This is a genomic window from Streptococcus mitis, from assembly GCF_965111725.1.
Taxonomy (GTDB): Bacteria; Bacillota; Bacilli; order Lactobacillales; family Streptococcaceae; genus Streptococcus; species Streptococcus mitis_DV.
Map to the genome: position 1 here is coordinate 1,918,364 of NZ_OZ217341.1, position 23,208 is coordinate 1,941,571.

Annotated in this window: 35 protein-coding genes; all 35 read right to left on the reverse strand. The window is 41.0% G+C overall.

Features of this window, described 5'->3' with window-relative positions:
- Positions 1-25: 25 nt before the first annotated feature.
- Entirely contained in the window at positions 26-1,336 is a 1,311-nt protein-coding gene (secY, locus tag ACLV7Q_RS09260; protein ID WP_049511466.1) for a preprotein translocase subunit SecY, read from the reverse strand.
- 12 nt (positions 1,337-1,348) lie between these two features.
- A complete protein-coding gene (gene rplO / locus ACLV7Q_RS09265; protein WP_000766087.1) occupies positions 1,349-1,789 on the reverse strand; it encodes a 50S ribosomal protein L15 in 441 nt (146 codons plus the stop codon).
- A gap of 144 nt (positions 1,790-1,933) precedes the next feature.
- Complete coding sequence (gene rpmD, locus ACLV7Q_RS09270) at positions 1,934-2,116, reverse strand: 50S ribosomal protein L30 (RefSeq protein WP_000057241.1); 183 nt, start codon at positions 2,114-2,116, stop codon at positions 1,934-1,936.
- Positions 2,117-2,129: 13 nt separating this feature from the next.
- Positions 2,130-2,624: a 30S ribosomal protein S5 gene (rpsE, locus tag ACLV7Q_RS09275; RefSeq protein WP_000874202.1), complete on the reverse strand. Its 495-nt coding sequence runs from the start codon at positions 2,622-2,624 to the stop codon at positions 2,130-2,132.
- Positions 2,625-2,641: 17 nt separating this feature from the next.
- Entirely contained in the window at positions 2,642-2,998 is a 357-nt protein-coding gene (rplR, locus tag ACLV7Q_RS09280; protein ID WP_000624044.1) for a 50S ribosomal protein L18, read from the reverse strand.
- Between the two features lie 83 nt (positions 2,999-3,081).
- Positions 3,082-3,618, reverse strand: a complete 537-nt coding sequence (rplF, locus tag ACLV7Q_RS09285) for a 50S ribosomal protein L6 (RefSeq protein WP_000086635.1) — start codon at positions 3,616-3,618, stop codon at positions 3,082-3,084.
- A gap of 187 nt (positions 3,619-3,805) precedes the next feature.
- Positions 3,806-4,204 carry a 30S ribosomal protein S8 gene (rpsH, locus tag ACLV7Q_RS09290; RefSeq protein ID WP_000245504.1) on the reverse strand — a complete coding sequence of 133 codons (399 nt, stop codon included), beginning with the start codon at positions 4,202-4,204 and terminating at the stop codon, positions 3,806-3,808.
- 180 nt (positions 4,205-4,384) lie between these two features.
- Positions 4,385-4,570 carry a type Z 30S ribosomal protein S14 gene (locus tag ACLV7Q_RS09295; RefSeq protein ID WP_001085697.1) on the reverse strand — a complete coding sequence of 62 codons (186 nt, stop codon included), beginning with the start codon at positions 4,568-4,570 and terminating at the stop codon, positions 4,385-4,387.
- A 17-nt stretch (positions 4,571-4,587) separates the two neighbouring features.
- Positions 4,588-5,130, reverse strand: a complete 543-nt coding sequence (gene rplE, locus ACLV7Q_RS09300; RefSeq protein ID WP_000013542.1) for a 50S ribosomal protein L5 — start codon at positions 5,128-5,130, stop codon at positions 4,588-4,590.
- A gap of 23 nt (positions 5,131-5,153) precedes the next feature.
- A complete protein-coding gene (gene rplX / locus ACLV7Q_RS09305) occupies positions 5,154-5,459 on the reverse strand; it encodes a 50S ribosomal protein L24 (RefSeq protein ID WP_000497691.1) in 306 nt (101 codons plus the stop codon).
- Between the two features lie 78 nt (positions 5,460-5,537).
- Positions 5,538-5,906, reverse strand: a complete 369-nt coding sequence (gene rplN / locus ACLV7Q_RS09310) for a 50S ribosomal protein L14 (RefSeq protein ID WP_000616545.1) — start codon at positions 5,904-5,906, stop codon at positions 5,538-5,540.
- 25 nt (positions 5,907-5,931) lie between these two features.
- Positions 5,932-6,192, reverse strand: a complete 261-nt coding sequence (gene rpsQ / locus ACLV7Q_RS09315) for a 30S ribosomal protein S17 (RefSeq protein ID WP_000440801.1) — start codon at positions 6,190-6,192, stop codon at positions 5,932-5,934.
- Positions 6,193-6,216: 24 nt separating this feature from the next.
- On the reverse strand, positions 6,217-6,423 hold the full coding sequence (gene rpmC, locus ACLV7Q_RS09320; protein ID WP_000772918.1) for a 50S ribosomal protein L29: 207 nt from the start codon (positions 6,421-6,423) through the stop codon (positions 6,217-6,219).
- A gap of 9 nt (positions 6,424-6,432) precedes the next feature.
- Positions 6,433-6,846, reverse strand: a complete 414-nt coding sequence (gene rplP, locus ACLV7Q_RS09325; protein ID WP_000960946.1) for a 50S ribosomal protein L16 — start codon at positions 6,844-6,846, stop codon at positions 6,433-6,435.
- Between the two features lie 3 nt (positions 6,847-6,849).
- Entirely contained in the window at positions 6,850-7,503 is a 654-nt protein-coding gene (gene rpsC / locus ACLV7Q_RS09330) for a 30S ribosomal protein S3 (RefSeq protein WP_000529936.1), read from the reverse strand.
- Between the two features lie 12 nt (positions 7,504-7,515).
- Positions 7,516-7,860: a 50S ribosomal protein L22 gene (gene rplV / locus ACLV7Q_RS09335; protein ID WP_070888627.1), complete on the reverse strand. Its 345-nt coding sequence runs from the start codon at positions 7,858-7,860 to the stop codon at positions 7,516-7,518.
- Positions 7,861-7,871: 11 nt separating this feature from the next.
- Positions 7,872-8,153, reverse strand: coding sequence for a 30S ribosomal protein S19 (gene rpsS / locus ACLV7Q_RS09340; RefSeq protein WP_000533766.1), 282 nt, complete (start codon positions 8,151-8,153; stop codon positions 7,872-7,874).
- 103 nt (positions 8,154-8,256) lie between these two features.
- Positions 8,257-9,090, reverse strand: a complete 834-nt coding sequence (rplB, locus tag ACLV7Q_RS09345; RefSeq protein WP_000512911.1) for a 50S ribosomal protein L2 — start codon at positions 9,088-9,090, stop codon at positions 8,257-8,259.
- Positions 9,091-9,107: 17 nt separating this feature from the next.
- A complete protein-coding gene (locus tag ACLV7Q_RS09350) occupies positions 9,108-9,404 on the reverse strand; it encodes a 50S ribosomal protein L23 (protein WP_001055347.1) in 297 nt (98 codons plus the stop codon).
- The gene (gene rplD / locus ACLV7Q_RS09355; RefSeq protein WP_000024547.1) at positions 9,404-10,027 is read right to left on the reverse strand and encodes a 50S ribosomal protein L4; all 624 of its coding nucleotides are present in this window, start codon (positions 10,025-10,027) and stop codon (positions 9,404-9,406) included. The genes ACLV7Q_RS09350 and rplD overlap by 1 nt, the downstream gene beginning before the upstream one ends.
- A gap of 24 nt (positions 10,028-10,051) precedes the next feature.
- Entirely contained in the window at positions 10,052-10,678 is a 627-nt protein-coding gene (gene rplC / locus ACLV7Q_RS09360) for a 50S ribosomal protein L3 (protein ID WP_000160197.1), read from the reverse strand.
- A 216-nt stretch (positions 10,679-10,894) separates the two neighbouring features.
- On the reverse strand, positions 10,895-11,203 hold the full coding sequence (gene rpsJ, locus ACLV7Q_RS09365) for a 30S ribosomal protein S10 (RefSeq protein WP_001284513.1): 309 nt from the start codon (positions 11,201-11,203) through the stop codon (positions 10,895-10,897).
- A 244-nt stretch (positions 11,204-11,447) separates the two neighbouring features.
- The gene (locus ACLV7Q_RS09370) at positions 11,448-12,074 is read right to left on the reverse strand and encodes a uridine kinase family protein (protein ID WP_218757286.1); all 627 of its coding nucleotides are present in this window, start codon (positions 12,072-12,074) and stop codon (positions 11,448-11,450) included.
- Entirely contained in the window at positions 12,071-12,661 is a 591-nt protein-coding gene (gene nrdG, locus ACLV7Q_RS09375) for an anaerobic ribonucleoside-triphosphate reductase activating protein (RefSeq protein WP_138707696.1), read from the reverse strand. The genes ACLV7Q_RS09370 and nrdG overlap by 4 nt, the downstream gene beginning before the upstream one ends.
- Positions 12,654-13,160 (reverse strand): GNAT family N-acetyltransferase, encoded by a 507-nt coding sequence (locus tag ACLV7Q_RS09380; protein WP_218757285.1) that lies wholly within the window; start codon positions 13,158-13,160, stop codon positions 12,654-12,656. Before ACLV7Q_RS09380 ends, nrdG begins: the two co-directional genes overlap by 8 nt.
- A 43-nt stretch (positions 13,161-13,203) precedes the next feature.
- A complete protein-coding gene (locus ACLV7Q_RS09385; RefSeq protein WP_218757284.1) occupies positions 13,204-13,344 on the reverse strand; it encodes a hypothetical protein in 141 nt (46 codons plus the stop codon).
- 11 nt (positions 13,345-13,355) lie between these two features.
- Entirely contained in the window at positions 13,356-15,563 is a 2,208-nt protein-coding gene (nrdD, locus tag ACLV7Q_RS09390; RefSeq protein ID WP_218757283.1) for an anaerobic ribonucleoside-triphosphate reductase, read from the reverse strand.
- A gap of 119 nt (positions 15,564-15,682) precedes the next feature.
- Positions 15,683-17,221: a damage-inducible protein CinA gene (locus tag ACLV7Q_RS09395; protein ID WP_218757282.1), complete on the reverse strand. Its 1,539-nt coding sequence runs from the start codon at positions 17,219-17,221 to the stop codon at positions 15,683-15,685.
- A gap of 255 nt (positions 17,222-17,476) precedes the next feature.
- A complete protein-coding gene (gene cls, locus ACLV7Q_RS09400; protein WP_218757281.1) occupies positions 17,477-19,009 on the reverse strand; it encodes a cardiolipin synthase in 1,533 nt (510 codons plus the stop codon).
- A 297-nt stretch (positions 19,010-19,306) separates the two neighbouring features.
- The gene (locus tag ACLV7Q_RS09405; protein ID WP_054367913.1) at positions 19,307-19,765 is read right to left on the reverse strand and encodes an SP_0198 family lipoprotein; all 459 of its coding nucleotides are present in this window, start codon (positions 19,763-19,765) and stop codon (positions 19,307-19,309) included.
- An 87-nt stretch (positions 19,766-19,852) separates the two neighbouring features.
- On the reverse strand, positions 19,853-21,103 hold the full coding sequence (locus ACLV7Q_RS09410) for a folylpolyglutamate synthase/dihydrofolate synthase family protein (RefSeq protein WP_218757280.1): 1,251 nt from the start codon (positions 21,101-21,103) through the stop codon (positions 19,853-19,855).
- A 410-nt stretch (positions 21,104-21,513) separates the two neighbouring features.
- The gene (locus ACLV7Q_RS09415) at positions 21,514-21,819 is read right to left on the reverse strand and encodes a DUF1292 domain-containing protein (RefSeq protein ID WP_000017620.1); all 306 of its coding nucleotides are present in this window, start codon (positions 21,817-21,819) and stop codon (positions 21,514-21,516) included.
- Positions 21,820-21,834: 15 nt separating this feature from the next.
- Entirely contained in the window at positions 21,835-22,254 is a 420-nt protein-coding gene (gene ruvX, locus ACLV7Q_RS09420; protein WP_004239076.1) for a Holliday junction resolvase RuvX, read from the reverse strand.
- Positions 22,255-22,257: 3 nt separating this feature from the next.
- Positions 22,258-22,524, reverse strand: a complete 267-nt coding sequence (locus ACLV7Q_RS09425; protein ID WP_000507059.1) for an IreB family regulatory phosphoprotein — start codon at positions 22,522-22,524, stop codon at positions 22,258-22,260.
- 86 nt (positions 22,525-22,610) lie between these two features.
- Complete coding sequence (locus ACLV7Q_RS09430; protein WP_218757279.1) at positions 22,611-23,180, reverse strand: SP0191 family lipoprotein; 570 nt, start codon at positions 23,178-23,180, stop codon at positions 22,611-22,613.
- Between the last annotated feature and the right edge of the window lie 28 nt (positions 23,181-23,208).

Below are 23,208 nucleotides of genomic sequence, written 5' to 3' on the forward strand. Positions count from 1 at the left end.
TTTCGAAGAGTATCAGTAAATACTTTTATTCTGTTCTGTCCATGAAACCAACATACTTACGTTTCAATAGGTAACCTTCCAATTGCTTGATTCCTTCGATACCTGTAGAGATAATGATCAAGAGACTTGTTCCACCAAAGGCAACAACATCAGAAAGACCAAATACATCTTTAGCTGCAATCGGCAAAATGGAAATCACACCAAGGAAGAGGGAACCAACAGTTGCAAGACGACGAAGAAGTTTAGACATATATTCTTCTGTACCTTTACCAGGACGAACTCCATGGATATAGGCACCGCTCTTTTGTAGGTTCTCTGCCGCTTTTTCAGGATTAATCTGTACAAACGTATAGAAGAATGTAAAGAGAATAATCAACAAAGCATACATGGCAATACCAGTTGGAGAAGTGGTTGCCAACATCTCTTGTGCTACCCTTACCCAAGCCCAATCATGACCTGTAGCGCTCAAAAATTGAAGAATCGCCGCAGGTGCTGCAGTAATCGAACTGGCAAAGATAACAGGGATAACTCCAGCAGGGTTTACCTTCAAAGGAAGGTAAGAGCTAGATGGAGCACCTTGTGCAACCTTAGTATATTGGATTGGAATTTTGTATTCTGCTTGTTGAACATAGGTTGTAAAGTAAATAATCAACAATACAGTAATAATCAAAATGATTACGAAAATGATAGATGAAGTGATACGGCTACTTGGCACGTTCACAAAGTAGTCTACATAGATGCCCTGAATCATCTCTGGAATTGAGGCAACAATCCCGGCAAAGATAATCATGGAAACACCATTTCCGTATCCCTTATCTGTAATTTGCTCTCCCAACCACGTGACAATCATACTACCAGCTGTTAAGATGATACCAATCGTCAGAAAAACTTGTGGAGTTAAAGCAGTTTTAATCAATTGAGCTCCAGCCAAGGTATTAAAACCAGCTGTAATCCCGATAGATTGCACAAAAGCGAGAACTAGAGCAATATAACGAGTAGCTTGATTCAATTTTCTTCGGCCTACTTCCCCTTGTTTCCCCCACTCTACAAACTTGGGTAAAATATCCATTTGCAAGAGTTGGACAACGATAGAAGCGGTGATATAGGGACTAACTCCTAGTGCAAAAATCGAAAAGTTTTTTAGGGCATTCCCTGAGACCAAGCTCAACATGTTTAAGAAGGATAATCCACTTAAAGCATTCAAGCTATTGGCATTCACACCAGGAACTGTAATGCTAGTTCCGATACGAAAGACCAAAACGATAAAAATTGTAAATAAAATTTTTGATCGAACCTGCTTGACTTTAAGAGCTTCTCTTAATAATTTAAAAAACATAGGTCACCTCTCTTAGATGACTTCTACTGAACCACCTTTAGCAGTGATAGCTTCTTCAGCTGATTTAGAGAATTTAGCTGCTTTCACAGTCAATTTCTTAGTCAACTCACCGTTACCAAGAATTTTAATACCTGATTTTTCAGCTTTAACAATTCCTGCTTCGATAAGAACAACTGGAGTTACTTCAGCACCATCTTCAAAGACGTTCAATTGGTCAAGGTTCACAATTGCGTATTCTTTAGCGTTGATGTTAGTGAATCCACGTTTTGGAAGACGACGGAACAATGGAGTTTGTCCACCTTCAAAACCAAGGCGAACTCCGCCACCGCTACGAGCTTTTTGACCTTTTTGACCACGACCAGATGTTTTACCGTTACCTGATGAAGTACCACGACCAACGCGGTTACGTACTTTACGAGAACCTTCTGCAGGTTTCAATTCATGAAGTTTCATTTTTATTTTCTCCTCTTTTGTAAAATGCTAGCGCCGATAAGGGAGAAAAGGTTGTCTCCCCCATCAACTCGCCTATACGACGTCATCATAGATGACTATATCTAGTTTTAGGGGATGGTATAGTGCACATCCCCTAAAAATTCATTAGTTTACTTCTTCAACTGTTACCAAGTGAGATACTGCTGTGATCATACCACGGATAGCAGCGTTATCTTCTTTAATAACAGAGCTGTTCAATTTGCCAAGTCCAAGTGCTACAACAGTTTTACGTTGTGATGGAATGCGTCCGATTGGAGACTTAGTCAAAGTAATTTTAATTTGAGCCATTTTATCCCCTTTCTTATGCCAAATCAGAAACTGAAATACCACGAAGGGCAGCAACTTCTTCAGCGCGTTTCAATTGTTTCAAACCTTCAACAGTTGCACGAACAATGTTGATTGGAGTGTTAGAACCAAGTGATTTAGATGTAATATCTGCCACACCTGCCAATTCCACAACGGCACGAACTGCACCACCAGCGGCAACTCCAGAACCTTCTACAGCAGGTTTCAACAATACTTTAGCTCCACCGAATTCTGAAAGAACTTCGTGTGGGATTGTTGTTCCAACCATAGGAACTTCGATCAAGTTTTTCTTAGCATCATCTACTGCTTTACGGATTGCTTCTGGAACTTCTTGAGCTTTACCAGTACCAAATCCTACGCGGCCGTTGTGGTCACCAACAACAACAAGAGCTGCGAAACGAAGACGACGTCCACCTTTAACAACTTTTGTAACACGGTTGACAGCAACTACGCGTTCTTCTAATTCAACTGCATTGTCTTTAAATGCCATTTTCTAGTGTCCTCCTATTAGAATTTCAATCCGTTTTCACGAGCTGCATCAGCCAAAGCTTTCACACGTCCGTGATATAGATATCCACCGCGGTCGAACACCACTTCTGAAATACCTTTAGCGTTTGCACGTTCTGCAACGAGTTTACCGACAGCAACGGCTTGTTCAGTTTTAGTTCCTTTTGAAACTTCTTTGTCAAGAGTTGAAGCACTTGCGAGCGTTACACCCGCTACATCATCAATCACTTGAGCGTAGATGCCTGTATTAGAACGGAATACGTTCAAACGTGGGCGATCAGCAGTTCCAGAGAGTTTTCCGCGAACGCGACGGTGGCGTTTTTGGCGGAGTTTGTTTTTATCTGGTTTTGAAATCACAGTTTTCACCTCTTTAGTTTTAAATCGTGTGCTATGCACAAAGTTGGAAAATAGGTTGGTGGTTGAAAATCAACCACTCAACATTATTTACCTGTTTTACCTTCTTTACGGCGAACGAATTCACCAACGTAACGGATACCTTTACCTTTATATGGTTCTGGTGAACGAAGGCTACGTACGTAAGCAGCTGTTTGACCAACTACTTCTTTTGAAATTCCGCTAACAACGATTGTTGTTGGGTTTGGAAGTTCAAAAGTAATTCCTTCTGGAGCTTCAACTTCGTCTGGATGAGATTTACCAACAGCCAAAACAAGTTTAGATCCTTGAAGTTGTGCACGGTAACCAACCCCGCGCATTTCAAGTTCTTTCTTGAATCCTTCTGATACACCAACAACCATGTTGTTCAAAAGGGCACGAGTAGTTCCGTGGATAGTTTTCATTTCTTTTGAATCGTTTGGACGGTGAAGAGTTACTTCAGTACCTTCCACACGGATTTCAATATCTTTTGAGAACTCACGAGTAAGTTCTCCTTTAGGTCCTTTTACAGTTACAAGGTTGTCATTGTTAGTGAGTTCAACACCAGCAGGCAACACGATAACTTTATTACCAATACGTGACATGTTTATTTTCTCCTGTTAAATTGTCAGGCCAGAACGGCCAGTTTTCACGGGGTTAAATCGATTTCTCGATTTAAAGGAACATTTAGGTTTCAATTTCAAAGTGAATCTAGGCATCGTCTCGCAGGCATAACTTTGGGTTAGGCAAGAGACGATAACGAAGAGTCACAAAGAAATTGGGAGCTAAATATTACCAAACGTAAGCGATAACTTCTCCACCAACATTCTTTTGGCGTGCTTCTTTATCAGTAAGCAAACCTTCAGAAGTTGAAAGGATAGCAATTCCAAGTCCGTTAAGAACTTTTGGAAGGTCTTCACGTTTTTTGTAGACACGAAGTCCTGGTTTAGAAACACGTTTCAAGTTAGTGATAACTTTTTCACCGTTTGGTCCGTATTTAAGGAATACACGGATGATGCCTTGTTTGTCATCTTCGATGATTTCAACGTTTTTTACAAAACCTTCGCGTTTAAGGATTTCAGCAATCCCTTTTTTGATGTTTGATGCAGGTACTTCAAGTACTTCGTGTTTCGCTTGGTTAGCGTTACGAATACGAGTTAGGAAGTCTGCGATTGGGTCAGTCATAACCATTTTGTTTTTCTCCTCTTACTAGTAGTTTGCAAGTTGCACTTGCTAGTTAATGATTGAGCTGGGCTCAGAATATGTTTCTAGGTTTCAATTCCTAAGTGAGTCTAGGCATCTGCTTGCAGGCATAACTTGAGTTAGGCAAAAGCAGATAACGACGAATCACGACAGGATTGAAAGTTAGAATTACCAAGATGCTTTTGTTACACCAGGAATTTGTCCTTTGTAAGCTAATTCACGGAAGCAAACACGGCAAAGTTTAAATTTGCGGTAAACTGAATGTGGACGACCACATTTTTCACAACGAGTATAAGCTTGAGTAGAGAACTTCGCTGGACGTTTGTTCTTAGCAATCATTGATTTTTTAGCCATTAGATTTACCTCCTATATTATTTTGCAAAAGGCATTCCAAGGCCTGTAAGCAATGCACGTGACTCTTCGTCAGTGTTAGCAGTTGTTACGATAACGATGTCAAGACCACGAGTTTTGTCAACGTCATCGAAGTTGATTTCTGGGAAGATCAATTGTTCTTTCACACCAAGTGTGTAGTTTCCGCGTCCATCAAATGATTTTGTTGGAACACCGTGGAAGTCACGTACACGTGGAAGTGAAACTGAAACCAATTTATCCAAGAATTCGTACATACGTTCACCACGAAGGGTAACTTTTGCACCGATCGCAACACCTTCACGAAGACGGAAGCCGGCGATTGATTTTTTAGCTTTAGTGATAAGTGGTTTTTGACCTGAGATAAGTGCCAATTCTTCAGCAGCTTTTTCAAGGCTTTTAGCGTTTGATACAGCTTCACCAACACCCATGTTCAAAACGATCTTATCTACTTTAGGCACAGCCATCACTGATGAGTAGTTGAATTGTTCTGTCAAAGCAGGAACTACTTCATTAAGATATTTTTCTTTTAAACGATTTGCCATTATACTTCTCCTTTCCTTCGTGATTAATCAAGCACTTCGCCTGATTTTTTGTTGTAGCGAACTTTTTTACCGTCTACAAATTTGTAACCAACACGACCAGCTACACCATTTTTGTCCAATACTTGAACGTTTGATACGTGGATAGCTGCTTCTTTCTCGATGATACCACCTTGAGGAAGCTCGTTAGTTGGACGTTGGTGTTTCTTAACGATGTTAACACCTTCAACGATAACTTTGTTTACTTTTGGAAGGGCAGTAAGGACAACAGCTTCTGTTCCCTTATCTTTACCAGCGATTACGCGAACTTTGTCGCCTTTTTTTACAAACATTAGGTTTCTCCTTGATTTTTCTTACGCCCATAAGGGCACCCTGGAGGTAAATCCAGGGGACTAGTTTGTTTCTAAAAATTAAAGTACTTCTGGAGCAAGTGACACGATCTTCATGAAGCCACCTTCACGCAATTCACGTGCAACTGGGCCAAAGATACGTGTTCCGCGAGGAGTTTTATCTTCACGGATGATAACTGCTGCGTTTTCGTCAAATTTGATGTATGAACCATCAGCACGACGAGCACCTGATTTAGTACGAACGATAACTGCTTTAACAACGTCACCTTTTTTAACCGCACCACCAGGAGTAGCTTGTTTTACAGATGCCACGATAACATCACCGATGTTTGCAAATTTACGTCCTGAACCACCAAGAACTTTGATAGTCAAGATTTCGCGAGCACCGCTGTTGTCTGCGACTTTCAAACGAGTTTCTGTTTGAATCATTTCAGTTTTCTCCTTTCAGGTTTGATTAGATGATGACCGCTTCTTCAACAACTTCTACAAGACGGAAACGTTTTGTAGCTGAAAGCGGGCGAGTTTCCATGATACGAACGATATCACCTTCTTTGGCAACATTGTTTTCATCATGAGCTTTGTATTTTTTAGAGTAGTTAATACGTTTACCATAGACTGGGTGGTTACGTTTTGTTTCAACTACAACTGTGATTGTCTTGTCCATTTTGTCAGATACAACACGTCCAACAAGAACTTTACGATTATTGCGTTCCATTGAAATTTCTCCTTCCCTAGTCTATTATTTCGCTTCAGATTGAACTGTTTTGATACGAGCGATTTGTTTTTTAACTTCTTTCAAGCGAGCTGTTTGTTCCAATTGACCAGTAGCAGCTTGGAAACGAAGTTCAAACAATTCTTTTTTCAATTCGTTTTCGCGCTTCGCGAGTTCTTCTTGAGAAAGACCACGAAGTTCTTTAACAAATTCTTTTACTTCATTAAGTTTCATGCCTTCTCCTTATTCTGCTTCACGTTTTACGAATTTACATTTAACTGGCAATTTGTGGCTAGCAAGACGAAGCGCTTCGCGAGCGATCTCTTCAGATACACCAGCGATTTCGAACATCACTTTACCACGTTTAACTGGTGCTACCCAACCTTCAGGTGCCCCTTTACCAGATCCCATACGCACACCGATAGCTTTAGCAGTGTATGATTTGTGTGGGAAGATTTTAATCCAAACTTTACCACCACGTTTCATGTAACGAGTCATGGCGATACGAGCAGCTTCGATTTGGCGGTTAGTGATCCAGTGGCTAGTTGTAGCTTGAAGACCGTATTCACCGAATGCTACTTCTTTTCCACCTTTTGCTTCACCGCGCATTTTTCCACGGAATTCACGACGGTGTTTAACACGTTTAGGTACTAACATTGGTTATTTACCTCCTTTAGTGTTTTTGCGAGCTGGAAGAACTTCACCACGGTAGATCCATACTTTAACACCAAGTTTACCGTATGTAGTATCTGCTTCTTCCCAAGCATAATCGATATCTGCACGAAGTGTGTGAAGTGGAACAGTTCCTTCAGAGTATCCTTCAGCACGGGCGATATCTGCACCGTTCAAACGACCTGATACTTGAGTTTTGATTCCTTTAGCTCCAGCACGCATTGCACGTTGGATTGCTTGTTTTTGTGCACGACGGAAAGCAACACGTTGCTCCAATTGACGAGCAATACCTTCACCTACAAGGTGAGCATCCAAATCAGGTTGTTTGATTTCGATGATGTTGATGTGTACTTGTTTTCCAGTCAACTTGTTAAGTTTTGCACGGAGTGCATCAACGTTAGCACCACCTTTACCGATAACCATACCTGGTTTAGCAGTGTGAAGTGAAACGTTAACTTTGTTTACTGCGCGTTCGATTTCGATAGTTGAAACTGCTGCGTCAGCAAGTTCTTTTTGAACGAATTTACGGATTGCAAGATCTTCATGAAGGTAATCCGCGTATTCTTTTTCAGCATACCATTTGGCATCCCAATCACGGATGATGCCGACACGCATACCAATTGGATGTACTTTTTGACCCACGATTTTACCTCCTTATTTTTCTGCAACAGCTACAGTGATGTGAGCTGTACGTTTGTTGATTGGTGAAGCTGAACCTTTCGCACGTGGACGGAAACGTTTCATAGTTGGTCCTTCGTTTGCGAATGCTTCAGATACTACCAAGTTAGCTTTATCCAAACCAAAGTTGTTTTCAGCGTTAGCTACAGCTGAGTTCAAAACTTTCAAGATGACTTCAGCAGCTTTGTTTGGAGTGAATGTCAAGATTGCGATTGCATCGGCTACGCTTTTACCACGGATGTTATCAAGAACAAGACGTGATTTACGAGGTGAAACACGTACTGTACGAGCCATTGCTTTAGCTGAAGTAATTTCTGCCATTTATGTTCTCCTTATTTTCTACGTGTTTTCTTGTCGTCTGCAGCGTGACCTTTGTAAGTACGAGTTGGTGCAAATTCACCAAGTTTGTGACCTACCATGTCTTCTTGAATGTAAACAGGTACGTGTTTACGTCCGTCATAAACTGCAATAGTGTAACCAATGAAACTTGGGAAGATCGTTGAACGACGTGACCAAGTTTTAATAACTTTTTTCTTTTCGTCGTTAGCTTGAGCTTCAACTTTTTTCATCAAATGCTCATCGACGAAAGGTCCTTTTTTAAGACTGCGTCCCATTTTTATATTTTCTCCTTTAAATGTTGTACCACAGCGGCTTGCGCTCACATGGAGCGCTACCGAGCTGGCGGATTTACTAGTGGCTTAAGCGACTAGTTTAATATTATTTCTCGTTGCGACGACGAACGATAAGTTTGTCAGATTTCGCTTTCTTATTACGAGTTTTAAGACCAAGAGCAGGTTTGCCCCATGGAGTAGATGGTGCTTTACGACCAACTGGTGCTTTACCTTCACCACCACCGTGTGGGTGGTCGTTAGGGTTCATTACAGAACCACGAACTGTTGGGCGGATACCTTTCCAACGGCTACGTCCTGCTTTACCAAGGTTTACAAGTCCATGTTGTTCGTTTCCGACAACACCAACTGTAGCACGACAAGTTCCAAGGATCATACGAACTTCACCTGATTGAAGACGAACAAGAACGTATTTACCTTCAGAACCCAATACTTGAGCAGATGCACCAGCAGCACGTACCAATTCACCACCACGACCTGGTTTCAACTCGATGTTGTGGATCAAAGTACCAACTGGAATGTTAGCAAGTGGAAGAGCGTTTCCGACTTTGATATCTGCTTCTGGACCTGAAACGATACGTTGACCTACTTCAAGACCTTTTGGAGCGATGATGTATGCTTTCACACCGTCAGTGTAGTGTACAAGAGCGATGTTTGCAGAACGGTTTGGATCGTACTCGATTGTTTTAACAACTGCTTCAACGTTGTCTTTGTTACGTTTGAAGTCAACCAAACGGTAGAAACGTTTGTGTCCACCACCTTGGTGACGAACTGTGATACGACCGTTGTTGTTACGACCAGCCTTGCTCTTCAAAGCAACAAGCAATGATTTTTCAGGAGTGCTTGTTGTGATTTCAGCGAAATCCAAAGAAGTCATATTACGGCGACCGTTTGTTGTTGGTTTATAAACACGAATTCCCACGATATTTCCTCCTTAGATTATTCAGCTTCAGCAGCAAACAACTCGATTGCTTTTGAATCAGCTGTAAGTGTGATGATAGCTTTTTTAGTTTTGTTAGTAAAACCAGTGTAACGTCCAACACGTTTAGCTTTTGGTTTTACGTTGATTGTGTTAACATTGGCAACTTTAACACCTTCGAAAGCAGCTTCAACAGCTTGCTTGATCAAAAGTTTGTGTGCACGAGTGTCAACTTCAAATACATATTTTCCTGCTTCAAGTTGAGCCATTGAGCTTTCAGTGATGACAGGTTTTTTGATAACATCATACAAATTCATTATGCAAGAACCTCCTCGATTTTAGAGATAGCTGCTTGAGTAACAAGAAGTTTGTCACTATTTGCGATGTCAAGAACACTTGCAGTTGTAGCAGTCGCAACTTTCACGTTTGGAAGGTTACGAGCTGAAAGAGCTGCGAATTCGTTTCCTTCTTCAAGAATAACAAGGACTTTAGAATCGATGCTCAAAGCTGCAAGAACTTTTGCAAATTCAGCAGTTTTTGGAGCTGTAAATTCAAGAGAATCAACGGCTACAAATTTATTTTCAGCAACTTTTTCTGAGTAAACAGATTTAAGCGCAAGGCGACGAACTTTTTGAGGAAGTTTGTACGCATAGCTACGTGGAGTTGGTCCGAAGACGATTCCACCACCACGCCATTGTGGAGAGCGGATAGAACCTTGACGAGCACGTCCAGTTCCTTTTTGACGCCATGGTTTGCGTCCGCCACCTGAAACAGCTGAGCGGTTTTTAACTGCGTGAGTTCCTTGACGAAGGCTAGCACGTTGGCTGATGATCACATCAAACACAACAGATTCATTTGGTTCGATACCAAAGATTGCATCGTTAAGAACAACTTCGCCCGCTTGTTTACCAGTTTGGTCGAATAATGTTACATTTGCCATTTTGACTGTATTCCCCTTTCCTTATTATTTACCAGCTTTAACTGCTGACTTGATAGTGATAAGAGATTTCTTAGCACCTGGTACGTTACCTTTGATAAGGATAACGTTCTTTTCTGGAACAACTTGTACAACTTCAAGGTTTTGAATTGTTACGCGGTCGCCACCCATACGTCCTGCAAGGTTTTTACCTTTGAATACGCGGTTAGGTGCAACAGGTCCCATAGAACCTGGACGACGGTGGTAACGAGAACCGTGAGCCATTGGTCCACGTGATTGTCCGTGGCGTTTGATAACACCTTGGAAACCTTTACCTTTAGAAGTACCAGTTACGTCAACAACGTCTCCAGCTGCGAATGTTTCAACTGTGATTTCAGCACCAACTTCCAAGCCTTCAACGTTTTTGAATTCACGAATGAAGCGCTTAGGAGCCGTGTTAGCTTTCGCTACATGTCCTTTAGCAGGTTTGTTGCTCAATACTTCGCGTTTGTCATCGAAACCAACTTGGATAGCGTTGTATCCGTCTGTTTCAACAGTTTTAACTTGAAGAACAACGTTTGGAGTTGCTTCAATAACTGTTACAGGGATCAATTCGCCAGCTTCAGTGAAGATTTGAGTCATTCCCACTTTTTTCCCTAAGATTCCTTTTGTCATGAGAAAATAGTTCCTTTTCTATATTTTTTATTCAAAAAGTTTTTAACGAGCGTTTTTTATGCTCAGGTCTAAGATACAAAGGGCGTCAAACTCAAAGTGAAAATAGGAAACTGACGCAGTGTCTAGCAGACACTAGGAAGTTTATCTTTTTCACACCGAGTTTAGCCCGTGTTCAATTATATTGAAACACCAGCCTCTGCTCTTTTATATTTTAGATTAAAGTTTGATTTCTACGTTTACACCACTTGGAAGATCCAATTTCATCAAGGCATCAACTGTTTTTTGAGTTGGGTTAACGATATCGATCAAACGTTTGTGTGTACGCATTTCAAATTGTTCGCGAGAGTCTTTGTATTTGTGAGTCGCACGAATGATTGTGTAGAGGCTACGTTCAGTTGGAAGTGGGATTGGACCCGCAACTTGTGCACCTGTACGAGTAGCTGATTCTACGATCTTTGCAGCCGCTGTGTCAAGCGTACGGTGTTCGTAAGCTTTCAAACGGATACGGATTTTTTTGTTTGCCATCTTTTTCTCCTTTTCGTCTATTTAAGATAATAGGCTAGCTCCACAAGAAAACCGACGCGGCGTTGCGTGGCAATGCAACCGAGCGTGTCGCAACCTCTTGCATCAAAGCTAAAGCTGTAATTTACAGCACCATAATAGAATAACACAAAGCCCCTGCGATTGCAAGGGATTTGTTGCTGTTTTTTCATTTTTTTACAATGAAACTGTTTTCCTATTTTTTCTTTTTAAAATTAGGGATTTTCTTCTATATAAACTGACTCCTCTTGACCTCAAATTTACCTTCTGATTGGTCCACTAAGACATCCGCCTTAGACTCAGTTTCTTTATAGTATCGCAGATACTGCTCCCGTCTCATCTGATGGCTAGCCAATATAAAGGATGCATCGCGATTTCTCACAGTCGTATCTCTAGCAAGGCGTCGCTTTAATTCGGTCTCCTCATCCGTGTAGAAACAGATGGTTTTGTCAAAGAGTTCTTTGGGTAAAAAGCCAACAGACATCCCTTCGACAATCAGAATTGGCTTTTCTCCAGACAAGACCTCACTAGCTTTCCAAGGTTCTTCAATTGTTAAGATATCCATGCCAGCCTTTAAAGCGAGAATGTCTCTTTCTAAACTTACCAGTTCATGAGCCACAGGTAAACAAGCGGTCACTTTTTGGTCTGGAGTCTCCTTTGGCACCACTAAATGACGATTTGAAGCAATGTAAGGATCGGTTTCCAATAAGTTTACCTTTGCAGAATCTAGGGTTTGGTGCAATTCCTGTGCAAAGGTTGATTTGCCTGAAGCTCCATGACCATACATACCCAGTGTCCTGATTTTCCCCGTTTCGATCTCTGAGACTAGTTGGTCTACTAAGTCTTTTTTCTTCATTCTCTCTTCACCTGTTCATAGCTTTCTTTTCCGTCATTGAGCTTGTCCCAAATCACTACTTGCCCACTTTGGAGCGATTTTTGCACATCGATAATTCGTTGATTGGACGAACCTCGAAATTGGAGCATAAGATTTCTCTTAGTTCGATCATACCGTCCATCGACAAGAATGTCAATCAGTGATAAGAGTTCCAATTTATCTGAGGTCTCTAGCATCATTTCTTCCCAAGTGTAGCCCGTCCAGGACCAGATGTCTTTTTCTGGCAATTCCTTCCGAATGCGCTTAACGAGTGGCAAGAGAATACCCGTATTGAGAAAGGGCTCCCCTCCCAGTAAGGTTAACCCCTGAACATAAGGCTGGGCAAGATCTGCCATGATTTGCTCTTCTAATTCTGCTGTGTAGGGAATTCCTGCATTGAAAGACCAAGTCGCAACATTATAACATCCCTCGCAGTGAAACATGCAACCTGATACATAGAGAGAGTTACGCACACCTTCTCCATCTACAAAGTTAAAGGCCTTGTAGTCGATGATACGCCCTTGACTGAGTTCCTCGCTTTTCCATTCTTGTGGTTTTGGATTATTCATTCGCTACCTCTATCCAATAACGCTCCACACCATTGCGAACATCCTCAATGAGACCTCCATTTGCTAGAATAACTACTCTGCTAGCAGGATTATTCACGCTACAGGTCACTAGAGCTTTCTTGATGTTCTTTTCCTTAGCAACTTGCAAGCCCTGACGGAGAGTCTCTTTTGCATAACCCTTGCCTCTTTCAGATGGACGAATGGAGTAGCCAATGTGGCCAGCATAATTCAGTAAACCCTCATCCAGTCTCAATCGCAGATTCAAAAATCCTAGAGCACGACCTACATCATCAAATGATACAAATTGAATAGAAGGAACACGATTTTCAGGCAAATTTATTCCCATCTCTTTTTGCATATTTGTTTCCAACCACTCTTCATACACAAAGTTCTCTGTATCCCAAAATCCTCCATCATGGGCTGATTGGCTCTTTTCAAACTCTGCCATCATCTCTAAAACTGTTTCTTTATCTGCTAATCTTGGTCTGCGTAGTTCCATCCTTACCTCCCACTATGAGAAAAGCGAGAGCTGACTCTCACTTTTATTTTTTCTTGTTCTTGTTTAAAAATTGTTCTTTGAGGCTGAGCAAACGTTCTTTCTTACCAACTCCACCTTTAGAGTGTTTCTCGTGATAACGGGTCACTTGTGCACGCCCCTTATCATCTAATTGATATTTTCCCATTTCATTTCTTTCTAATTTGTTACTTGATGGCCAGCTATTTTAATCGTTGAACCATTCATATGTTTGACACGCGCAGCGATTTCCTTGTGACGTCCATTAACCATCGGACGCGCTTGAGGATTCCCTAGATAGCCACAAGTTCGTTTAACAACGTCTACTGTTTTAGGGTCGCTATTGCCACAGTTAGGGCAAGCAAATCCTCTCTCAGTTGGTTCAAAATCCCCTTCAAAGTCACACTTGTAGCAACGGTCAATTGGAGTATTGGTCCCCAAATATCCCACACGATCATAAGCATAATCCCAGACAGCTTCCAAGGCTTTAGGATTTTGCTGGAGGACTGGATACTCACAATAATGGATGAAACCACCTGACGCACCTGCTTCTGGATAGACTTTCTCAAAGTCCAATTTTTCAAACGGTGTTGGATTTTTACGAACATCGTAGTGGAAAGAATTGGTGTAGTATTCCTTGTCTGTAATATCAAGAATAGAACCAAACTTCTCTGTATCTAGTCGGCAGAAACGGTCTGTCAGACTTTCAGATGGTGTTGAGTAGATAGAGAAATGGTAGCCATATTGGTCAGACCACTCTTCTACCCGGCGTTTCATATCGCGAATGATGTCTAGCGTGAATTCCTTGGCTTCTGGATTGTGTTCCCAGCTATTTCCAAAGAAAACTGTCGCTACCTCGTACAAACCGATATAGCCCAGCGAAACGGTCGCTCGACGATTCTTAAAGAGCTGGTCAATACTTTCTTCTTTACCTAGACGATGGCCAAAAGCACCGTATTGATAAAGGATAGGAGCATTGGCTGGTGTCGCCTCTTTAGTACGTTCAACACGGTAAACCAGAGCATCTTCAGCGATATTCATCCGCTCGTTGAAGATTTCCCAGAACTTATTCATGTCTCCCTCAGACTCGAGGGCAATACGAGGAAGGTTGACCGTCACAACACCTAAATTCATCCGACCCGAATTGACTTCTACACCATTCTCGTCTTTCCATCCTTGGAGGAAAGAACGACAGCCCATAGGTACCTTGAAGGAACCTGTCAAGTCAACAATCTTATCATAGGACAAAACATCCGGATACATCCGTTTTGTTGCACACTCAAGAGCCAACTGCTTGATGTCGTAGTTGGTTGTCCCTTCCTCTAAATTAAGGCCTCTTTTCAGAGTGAAAATAAGTTTAGGGAAGATAGCTGTGCGGTGTTCTGAACCGAGCCCATTGATACGAATGTTTAAAATAGCTTTTTGAATTTCTCGTTCAAAACGACTGGTTCCCATACCAAAACCTAGCGAAGTAAAAGGTGTTTGTCCATTTGAAGTGAAGAGAGTATTGATTTCATACTCAAGGGATTGCATAGCATCGTAGATGTCTTTTTGGGTTTTCTTCCAAGCGTAATCTTCCCGTTTTTCAGGTAAGACCCATTCTTCCGCATCTTTGAGGTGTTTTTGGTAATTCTTCTCTGCATAAGGCGCCAAAACTTCATCGATACGGTCAGCTGAACAGCCTCCATACTGGCTAGAAGCAACGTTGGCGATGATTTGCGAAATCTGAGCTGTCGCAGTCTGGATAGACTTGGGACTTTCTACCTCTGCATTTCCAATCTTAAAACCATTTTCCAACATCCCCTTGAAATCAATCAAACAGCAGTTGGTCATAGGTGTATAGGGGCTATAATCCAAATCGTGATAGTGGATATCCCCCTTTTGGTGGGCATTGGCTACGTGCTTAGGAAGCATTTGCAGTCCGATTGATTTCCCAACAATCCCTGCTGTCAAATCACGCTGGGTATTAAAGACATCACTGTCTTTATTAGCATTTTCATTGACAACTGCCTGGTCTTTGTTGAGAAGTTTATGGATACTAAAGTTGATATCCGTCGCTTTTGAGCGCTCAAAATCCCTCTGTGTCCGATAAGTAATATACTCCTCAGCTAGCGCATATTCTTTGGCTTCAAGGAGTTCATGTTCTACGATATTTTGAATTTCATAAATCTTAACTCCCTTTGGAAAGCGACTATGAATTTCTGTGACAATTCGCTCAGTCAGAGCATTGAGGCGTTTTTCGACCAAGGGTGTCACATCCATAACCTTGTCTGCCGCCTTGTGGAGAGCCTTGTCAATCTTGTCCACATCAAATACAACACGTCTCCCATCTCGTTTCTCGACGAAGAGAGTTGGCAAAATTGTAATTTTTTCTTCTAGTGCAATCATATGCATGCTCTTTTCTAAAATGTTCTTTCTAAAAAGTATTATACCACTTTAAAAAGAAAAATCAATATCTTGTGGTAAAAATCATAAAATTTTTAAAAATACACAAGATATTGATTTGGTTATTTGATTTTATAGACTTTAAACTCTGAGTAATCCGTCTTTACTTGTTGGTAATTTTCTTTCAAGATTGTTTCTACTTCAGACCAGACTGGCACCTTGTCATTTACCACAATCACCTTGGGTTGTTTTTCTTTCAAGTCATTAAGTAACTTATTCCGATTTTCCTCAGTTGCTGTATAGTGCATCGGAGACAAAATCGCCGATGGCGACAAGCGCTCACTCTTACGATAAAGAGTCGCAGCATCATCCCATGCATAGATAGCATCTTCCGTATTTGTCTCCTCTTTTACCAAATCAGCAAGACGATTACGTTCTTGATAAGGTACCGGATAAAGGACAAACCTCATCAAAAAAGGAACAGACAAAAGATAGACAAGCCCTAAAACTGGCAGATATAGATTTCCTTTGAAGAAACGACTCCATAGGCTAACTGGCGTTTCTCTTCGTCTTCGTCTAACACTACGCCCCCTCTGTTGACTCTTAATATTGGTTACCAATAAAAGTAGGAAAACAGGGAAGACGACCATCAAATAAGAAGCGTGCAGAGGCTCTTGTGAAAAGAAAAGCAAAATCAAACCTAAAATTGTCACAAGACTTGCAGGAACCGAAATGACGTATAGTTTAGAGGGTTTGGATTGAAAGAGACCTAAAAAGATACAGACCACAAATCCCAAACCAAGGGACAACAAGCCATAAAAAGCCATATTCTCTAAAATTTTAGAAGTGAAATCAAAGCGAATACTGTCAATAGGATAACGAATACCACTAATGGCATCCCCAAAACTTCCTGTTGCAACACTATAGTAGGCAGTTGGATAAAAGACAAGTGAAAAACCTAAAGCCACCGCAAGAAACTGATAAAACCCATGCGCAAAGCGTCTATGCCCAAGGTTAAAGACCAACAAGCCTAAACTCACTACAGCAATAAACAGAAGCGATGCCAAGGGGGCAAAGAAAAATCCTCCCGCCAAAGCTAGCCCAATCCGTACAAATCCCTTATCATGGCTTGGATTGCTTAGATAAGCCGCAACTAAACTAAAGGCCGCGAATAAGAAAGGAAGCGCTAAAAGAGTCGCATAACCTCCACCAAAAGCAAGACCTGTAACTAGCATGTAAAAAATAGTCACTACTTGTCCAGCTTGGTCTCCTTGCTCTGTCAAGGTGTCCGCTGATCTAAAAAGGAAAAATCCTCCTGCTACCAAGGCTAACCACTCAAAGATGGCAAAGAAAAATCCGCCCTGAGTCACGTAAGTCAGCAAATAATAAAGCAAACCTTGACTTCCATAATAGTCGCTGTAAATCTTCCCTGTCTGATGAAGGGCCCAACCTGTATAAAAATCCTGCACTTCCTGTGCATTCATTAAATCGAGTAATAGCGGTACTCCTAGAGTTATCCCCGTTACAAGCGTACTCCATAGTAAAATTTTTACTAAAGGAAGACGACTTGATTCACGATGATGCGATTCTTGTTCGATTTGGTATTCTAGAGGTTCATGATTCTCCTGATGAACTTCTTCTACTCTACCATACACACTCATATCGTTTCTCCTATTCAATTTATCTGTCTTAGTATATCAAAAAGTCCTAGGATTGTCAGCTTGCGATGGCTGTTTGAGTGATTTTTTGCATAGTTTCACAAAGGTTTCAATTTCCCGAAAGCGGTGTAACTGTGTCTGTTTAAATGACATGATATAATCCAATTCTTTCTGAGTCAGCATCGTCCCTCCCTATATCTTTCTATTCGTAAAAAGCAAGAAAAAGAGGACTCGGTCATTTCCTAAGTCCTAGATTTCTTATAAGATTGGGGCGAATAGCTGGGCAATTTCTTTTACAAGTTTTTGATACCAGCTCGTTTTGATAGAATGAGGATAGACTTCCTGAGAATCTGCAAATATATTTTGAAAATCTCGGGCAATTTCCATTATAGAAGGAGTTTTATAGAGTAAGACTGCATTTTCATAATGGTGTACCAAGCTTCGGTAGTCGAGATTGATTGTCCCCACCACCGCAAAATCTTCGTCTACCAACATCTGCTTACTATGAATAAAACCTGGACTATACTCATAAATTCGAACACCAGCAGAAAGAAGGTCTGGATAAGCCCCTCTTGTGACTAACTGAATGAACTTCTTATCTGGTATGTAAGGGGTGATAATTCGAACATCGACCCCTCTCATAGCAGCATTTTTGATTGTCTCTGTTAAATCATAGTCTATGATCAAATAAGGTGTCGTAATATAGACCGATTCCGTTGCTTGATTGATCAAACTCTGATAAACTTTTTTTCCTACCTGCGTTCGAAAAATTGGCTTGGGTCCACTCCCGTATGGAATGGTTAAACCGTCACTTGGGATAGAATGATTTTCTAAATGATATTGATCAAAATCACTAATCTCTCCTCGATTGATGTACCAAGTGGTTAAAAACAAGCGTGTCAGGGCTTTTACTGCTAGTCCGTCCAAGCGAATTCCACTATCCTTCCAATAACCAAATCTCTCGACATGGTTAATGTACTCATCGGCTAAGTTAATGCCTCCTGTATAAGCTATCTGACCATCAACAATCAATATTTTTCTATGATCTCTGTTATTATAGGCTACTGTCAAACGAGGAATAACTTTATTGAATTTATGGGCCTCGATGCCCAGCTGACGAAGTCGATGTGCATAATCTCCTGTTAAAGTAGCCATACAGCCAATATCGTCATAGAGCAGTTTAACTTCAATGCCTTGAGCGACTTTTTGCTCCAAGATTTCTAAAATACGATTCCACATCAAACCTTCTTCTATAATATAATATTCCAAGAAGATAAATTTCTCAGCTTTCTTGAGATCTTCTACCATCTTTTTCCACATAGCCTCTCCGTTAGGAAAAAATGTAGAAGCAGTTTGATCATAGATGTCAGCATTGGTATCCATACTCAACAAGGACTTGATGACGCCATAAGCTGCCTTGTCACTTTCTTTTAATTCCTCTTTTAGTAGCTGGCTATTTGCTTCTTGGAAATGCATGGAGCCTAGCTTCTTCAGTTGTTTGATTTCTTTTTTGGACAATCGCCTTTCACCAAACATCAGATAGAGCAGGGGCCCAAATACTGGTACAAAGGCTACTAACAACCAGGTTACCTTATTCTCAGGAGTCGTATTACGGTTGACTATCGAAATGATTGTGATGATACTCAGTAGAATGAGGACAGTAATCCATAAAATGGGAGCCATGCGTCCTAAATAAAGAAAGAGACCAAAAACCAGACAAAGTTCAAGTAGCATAATCGAAAGACTAAAGCCATACTTGGACATCAATAATTGAAATTTTCTATATTTCATATCCCCTCCTTGATATTTTGATACTCAATGAAAATCAAAGAGCAAACTAGGAAACTAGCCGCAGGCTGCTCAAAGCACTGCTTTGAGGTTGTAGATAGAACTGACGAAGTCAGTAACATATATACGGCAAGGCGACGTTGACGCGGTTTGAATTTGATTTTCGAAGAGTATGAATGCTAAAAACAAGTAATTGATACTAGTATAACTCAGGTATTCGGTAGAAGGCAAGTATTTATGATTATTTTCTAGGTAAAAGTAAAAAGGCTGAAAAATCCAGCCCTTTCTACTTGCATAGTCTTATTTAGTTAAAACGATTTGGTCCGATGGGTCTCTATCCATATCGTCTACGACGATTTGATTACCGTTTACAGTGTAAATTTTGACATCATCGCCAATAATCATGCGTTGATTTGCTGCATCAAATGTGACCTGTTTGACTTTCTGATCCCCGTCAGATTCGAGCTCAGTCCATGTACCAGTCGTTCCAGTTACCACTAAAGTGATACGGTCTCCGTCATCTTGGCCTGTATAAGTCCCATCAATATCAGTCGGTTGAGCAACAGGTTGGTTCTGTACTGGAGCCGCTTGATTTTGATTACTTCCTGCATTTGCAGTATTGGTATTCTGTTGAGCAGGCTGTTGGACCTGCTGCTGAGCCACAGGCTGTTGAACTGGTTGTGTTCTTTGGGAACAAGCAACTAGCAAAGATACACTCGCTAAAGAAACAATAGAAAGTGCTGCTGTTTTGAATGTCATAATAAATGTCCTTTCTCTTGCCATGCTAGAAAAATAGATTTTCCTTAGCCAGCAATTCATCTAGTATAACAAAGACAAAAGAAGAGGTCAATTTATCTGCTCATGCCCCAGTAGATAGCCCCGTACTTCTGAGATAAAATAGAGAGATCCTGTAACGAACAACAAATCCTGAGCATCTGCTCTTTCTTCGAAACTGCTGATAAATTCTCTGTAAGAGGGAATTACATGGTAACCTGTTACATCTGTCTCATCCAGAGAACCTTGATAGTCAAAACCAGTCACCTTGAGTTCCACTTGAGGTAAATTCTCAGTCAGGTAACCCAACATTCCTTGATAATCCTTACGTTTCAAGGCTCCAAAGAGGATTTGAGGTCGATAGCCTTCCTGCTCTTTTTCTTTGATAAACTCAACCAAGCGAGTCAAGGCAGGGAGGTTATGGGCACCGTCCAAGTATATCTGCGGACGAATACGCTCCAAGCGACCAGCCCAATAGGTCTTCTCCAAAGCCTGTCTTACAACCTGCTCATCAACAATTTCCTTTTCTTCCCTCATAAAGAGAAGAAAAGTTTGCAATGCTAAAGCCGCATTTTCCTGCTGATAAGCTCCTTCCAATCCTATTTTCAACTGCGAAAAAGTTCCCAAAGAACTTGAAAAATCACTATTCAGCATTGAAAATTCCTGGCCTGCCTGATAAAGGGTAACAGCTAAAGAGTCTGCTTTTTTCTGACAGACAAGCCTAGCTTCTGAAGGCAACTTAGCAATCACTGCCTTTTTACCAGCCTTAAAAATACCAGCTTTCTGCTCTGCAATTGCTGCTATACTGTCACCCAGAGTCTCCTGATGGTCAAGTCCGATGGAGGTGATGACAGCAATCTCTCCAGTTACCACATTAGTCGTGTCAAGTAAGCCGCCAATTCCCACTTCTAACAAAACCAAATCCACCTCTTGCTCTCTAAAATAAAGAAAAGCAATCAAGGTCAGCAATTCAAAAAAGGACAACTGGTCATGAGTTTGCAGAAGCGTTTTCTCCATCTCCTTGACCTGATTAGCCAAACGGATGAAGTCTGCATCAGCTATAGGTTGCCCGTTAATGCAGATTCGATCATTGATAGAGACGATATGAGGGGAGGTAAAGGTCGCAACTTTTTTGCCATGTCCCATAAATAACTCCCTCATGAAAGCAATGGTAGATCCTTTCCCATTAGTCCCTGTTACGTGGATAATAGGGTAAGACTGCTCAGGATTTCCTAACAAATCCACCGCTTCTTGCATTCGGCTCAAGCCTGATCGAAAATTCAAACCAATCCGACTATGAAGCCATTCTTCTACTTCAAACATACACATCTCCTTGACAAAAGTCCAATCAATTATCTAGCAAAATTCCGTAGATAACAAAAAACGAGGCCAGGATTTTCGTCCCGACCTCTTACCTGGTTAGCTAATAACTAGCAACTATGAATATTAACTTGGGCTAAAAACATCCACTGGATGTTCCAACTCTTCTTTATTTCAAAGAGCTGGGCTAAAAACATCCCCCGGACGTTCCAACTCTTCCAATTTCTAGGAGTTGGAGTGATACAGTCTCCCAGATTTTCCAGCTCTCTCTTATTTAAAGGAACTGGGCTAAAAACATCCACTGGATGTTCCAACTCTTCCCAATTTCTAGGAGTTAGGGTGATACAGTCTCCCAGACTTACCAGTTCTCTCTTATTTAAAGGAACTGGGGTAAAAATGTTCACTGAACATTTTTACTCCTCCATAAAACTATTGAAGACTTCTTCAATCATGTTCCATTCGTCTTCTGAGTCTTCTGGGATTGGTTGCAATTCGCCTTCTGTTCCATCTTCGTTTTCGATGAATGAGTAAGCTTGGATTTCAACTTGTCCGTCTTCGTCTTCTTCTGCGTTAACTGGTACTAGAAGAACATAGTTTTTACCAAATTCTTCTTTTCCATCAATCGTCAAAAGGATTTCAAACAAGGTTTCATTTCCTTGCTCATCTACTAGTGTGATTAGTTCACGTTCTTCGTGGTCGTGGTTATGATCGTGTGACATAGCCTCTCCTTTATATTAAAATTTTCTATCTAAATAATTTTGTAAAATCAGCTGAGCTGCTAACTTATCAATGACTTTCTTACGCTTATTGCGACTGATATCTGCTTGTTCAATCAACATGCGCTCAGCAGCCACTGTTGTCAAGCGTTCATCTTGATAGTCTACTGGTAAACCAAAAAGCTCTTCTAGCTTTGCTCCGTATGCTTGACTAGCTTCCACGCGCGGTCCGCTTGTATTGTTCATGTTTTTAGGCAAACCCACTACAAATCGTTCAACCTTATAAGTATCAACCAACTCCTTAACGCGGTCAAAACCAAATTGGCCTTGCTCCTCATTGATTTGGATGATTTCAAGCCCTTGAGCTGTAAAACCGAGCGGGTCGCTAATAGCCACTCCTACCGTTTTTGAACCGACGTCCAATCCCATAATTCTCATAGGTTATAGATCGACTCCTTGTCCTTTAAGGTAGTAGCGGACCAATTCCTCAACGATTTCATCACGCTCATACTTACGGATTTGATTTCGTGCATTATTATAACGAGGAACGTAGGCAGGGTCTCCACTCAATACGTAACCTACAATTTGGTTAATTGGGTTGTAGCCCTTATCGTTCAACGAAGCATAGACATCAGTCAAAGTTTCGCTAATTTCTTTTTTATTGGAATCGTCCAATTTAAAACGTACTGTTTCTTCAGTAAATCCCATTCTAACACCCTCTTTCCTTAGAATAGTACCATTATAGCATAATTCCTTACGTTCTACAATTCAGGCAGTCTATTTATTTGGATTTTCTATTGTTCTGTCGCACCATTTGCCAATCTGTCTGAAATATATTTGCTTGGTTCATTTTTCAAAAGATTTTCCAAGCCAATATTCTTCAAATATTCCAACTGGGAAGCCTTCTTGACATCCAGAACTTGAAAATCAAAACTAGTCGTTGTTTGAAGTTCCGTTGCACTCAATAGTTTTGTTTCAAGCTTAAAGCCTGCTAATTTACGAGCTGCTATGATAGCCTCATCCTTCTCCTCCGCCTCAAGAAGAGCTTTCTGAGTTTCTTCCACTCCATGTTGGTCAATATAGGTCTTCAACTCATCTGAGACTGGACGTTTTTGTTGGATGGTTAGGTTCAAAAAAGTCTTGTCCTTGTAAGTAATGGTTTGGGTTTGCTGGCTACCATCATCTGATTTCGGCAAAACCAAAGTCTTGGTTACAACTGTATTCTTCTCAGCATTTTCAATAACTGGCAATGCCGACTGAAGCGTATCCTTTTCTGTTTTTGTAGCTGGTCCAGTTTCTTTTTTCTGTCCACAACCAACCAGGACAAAAAGGAAAGCTAGACTAACAAGAACAATTTTTTTCATTTCTTTCTTCTTTCTTTTTGAAATTAAA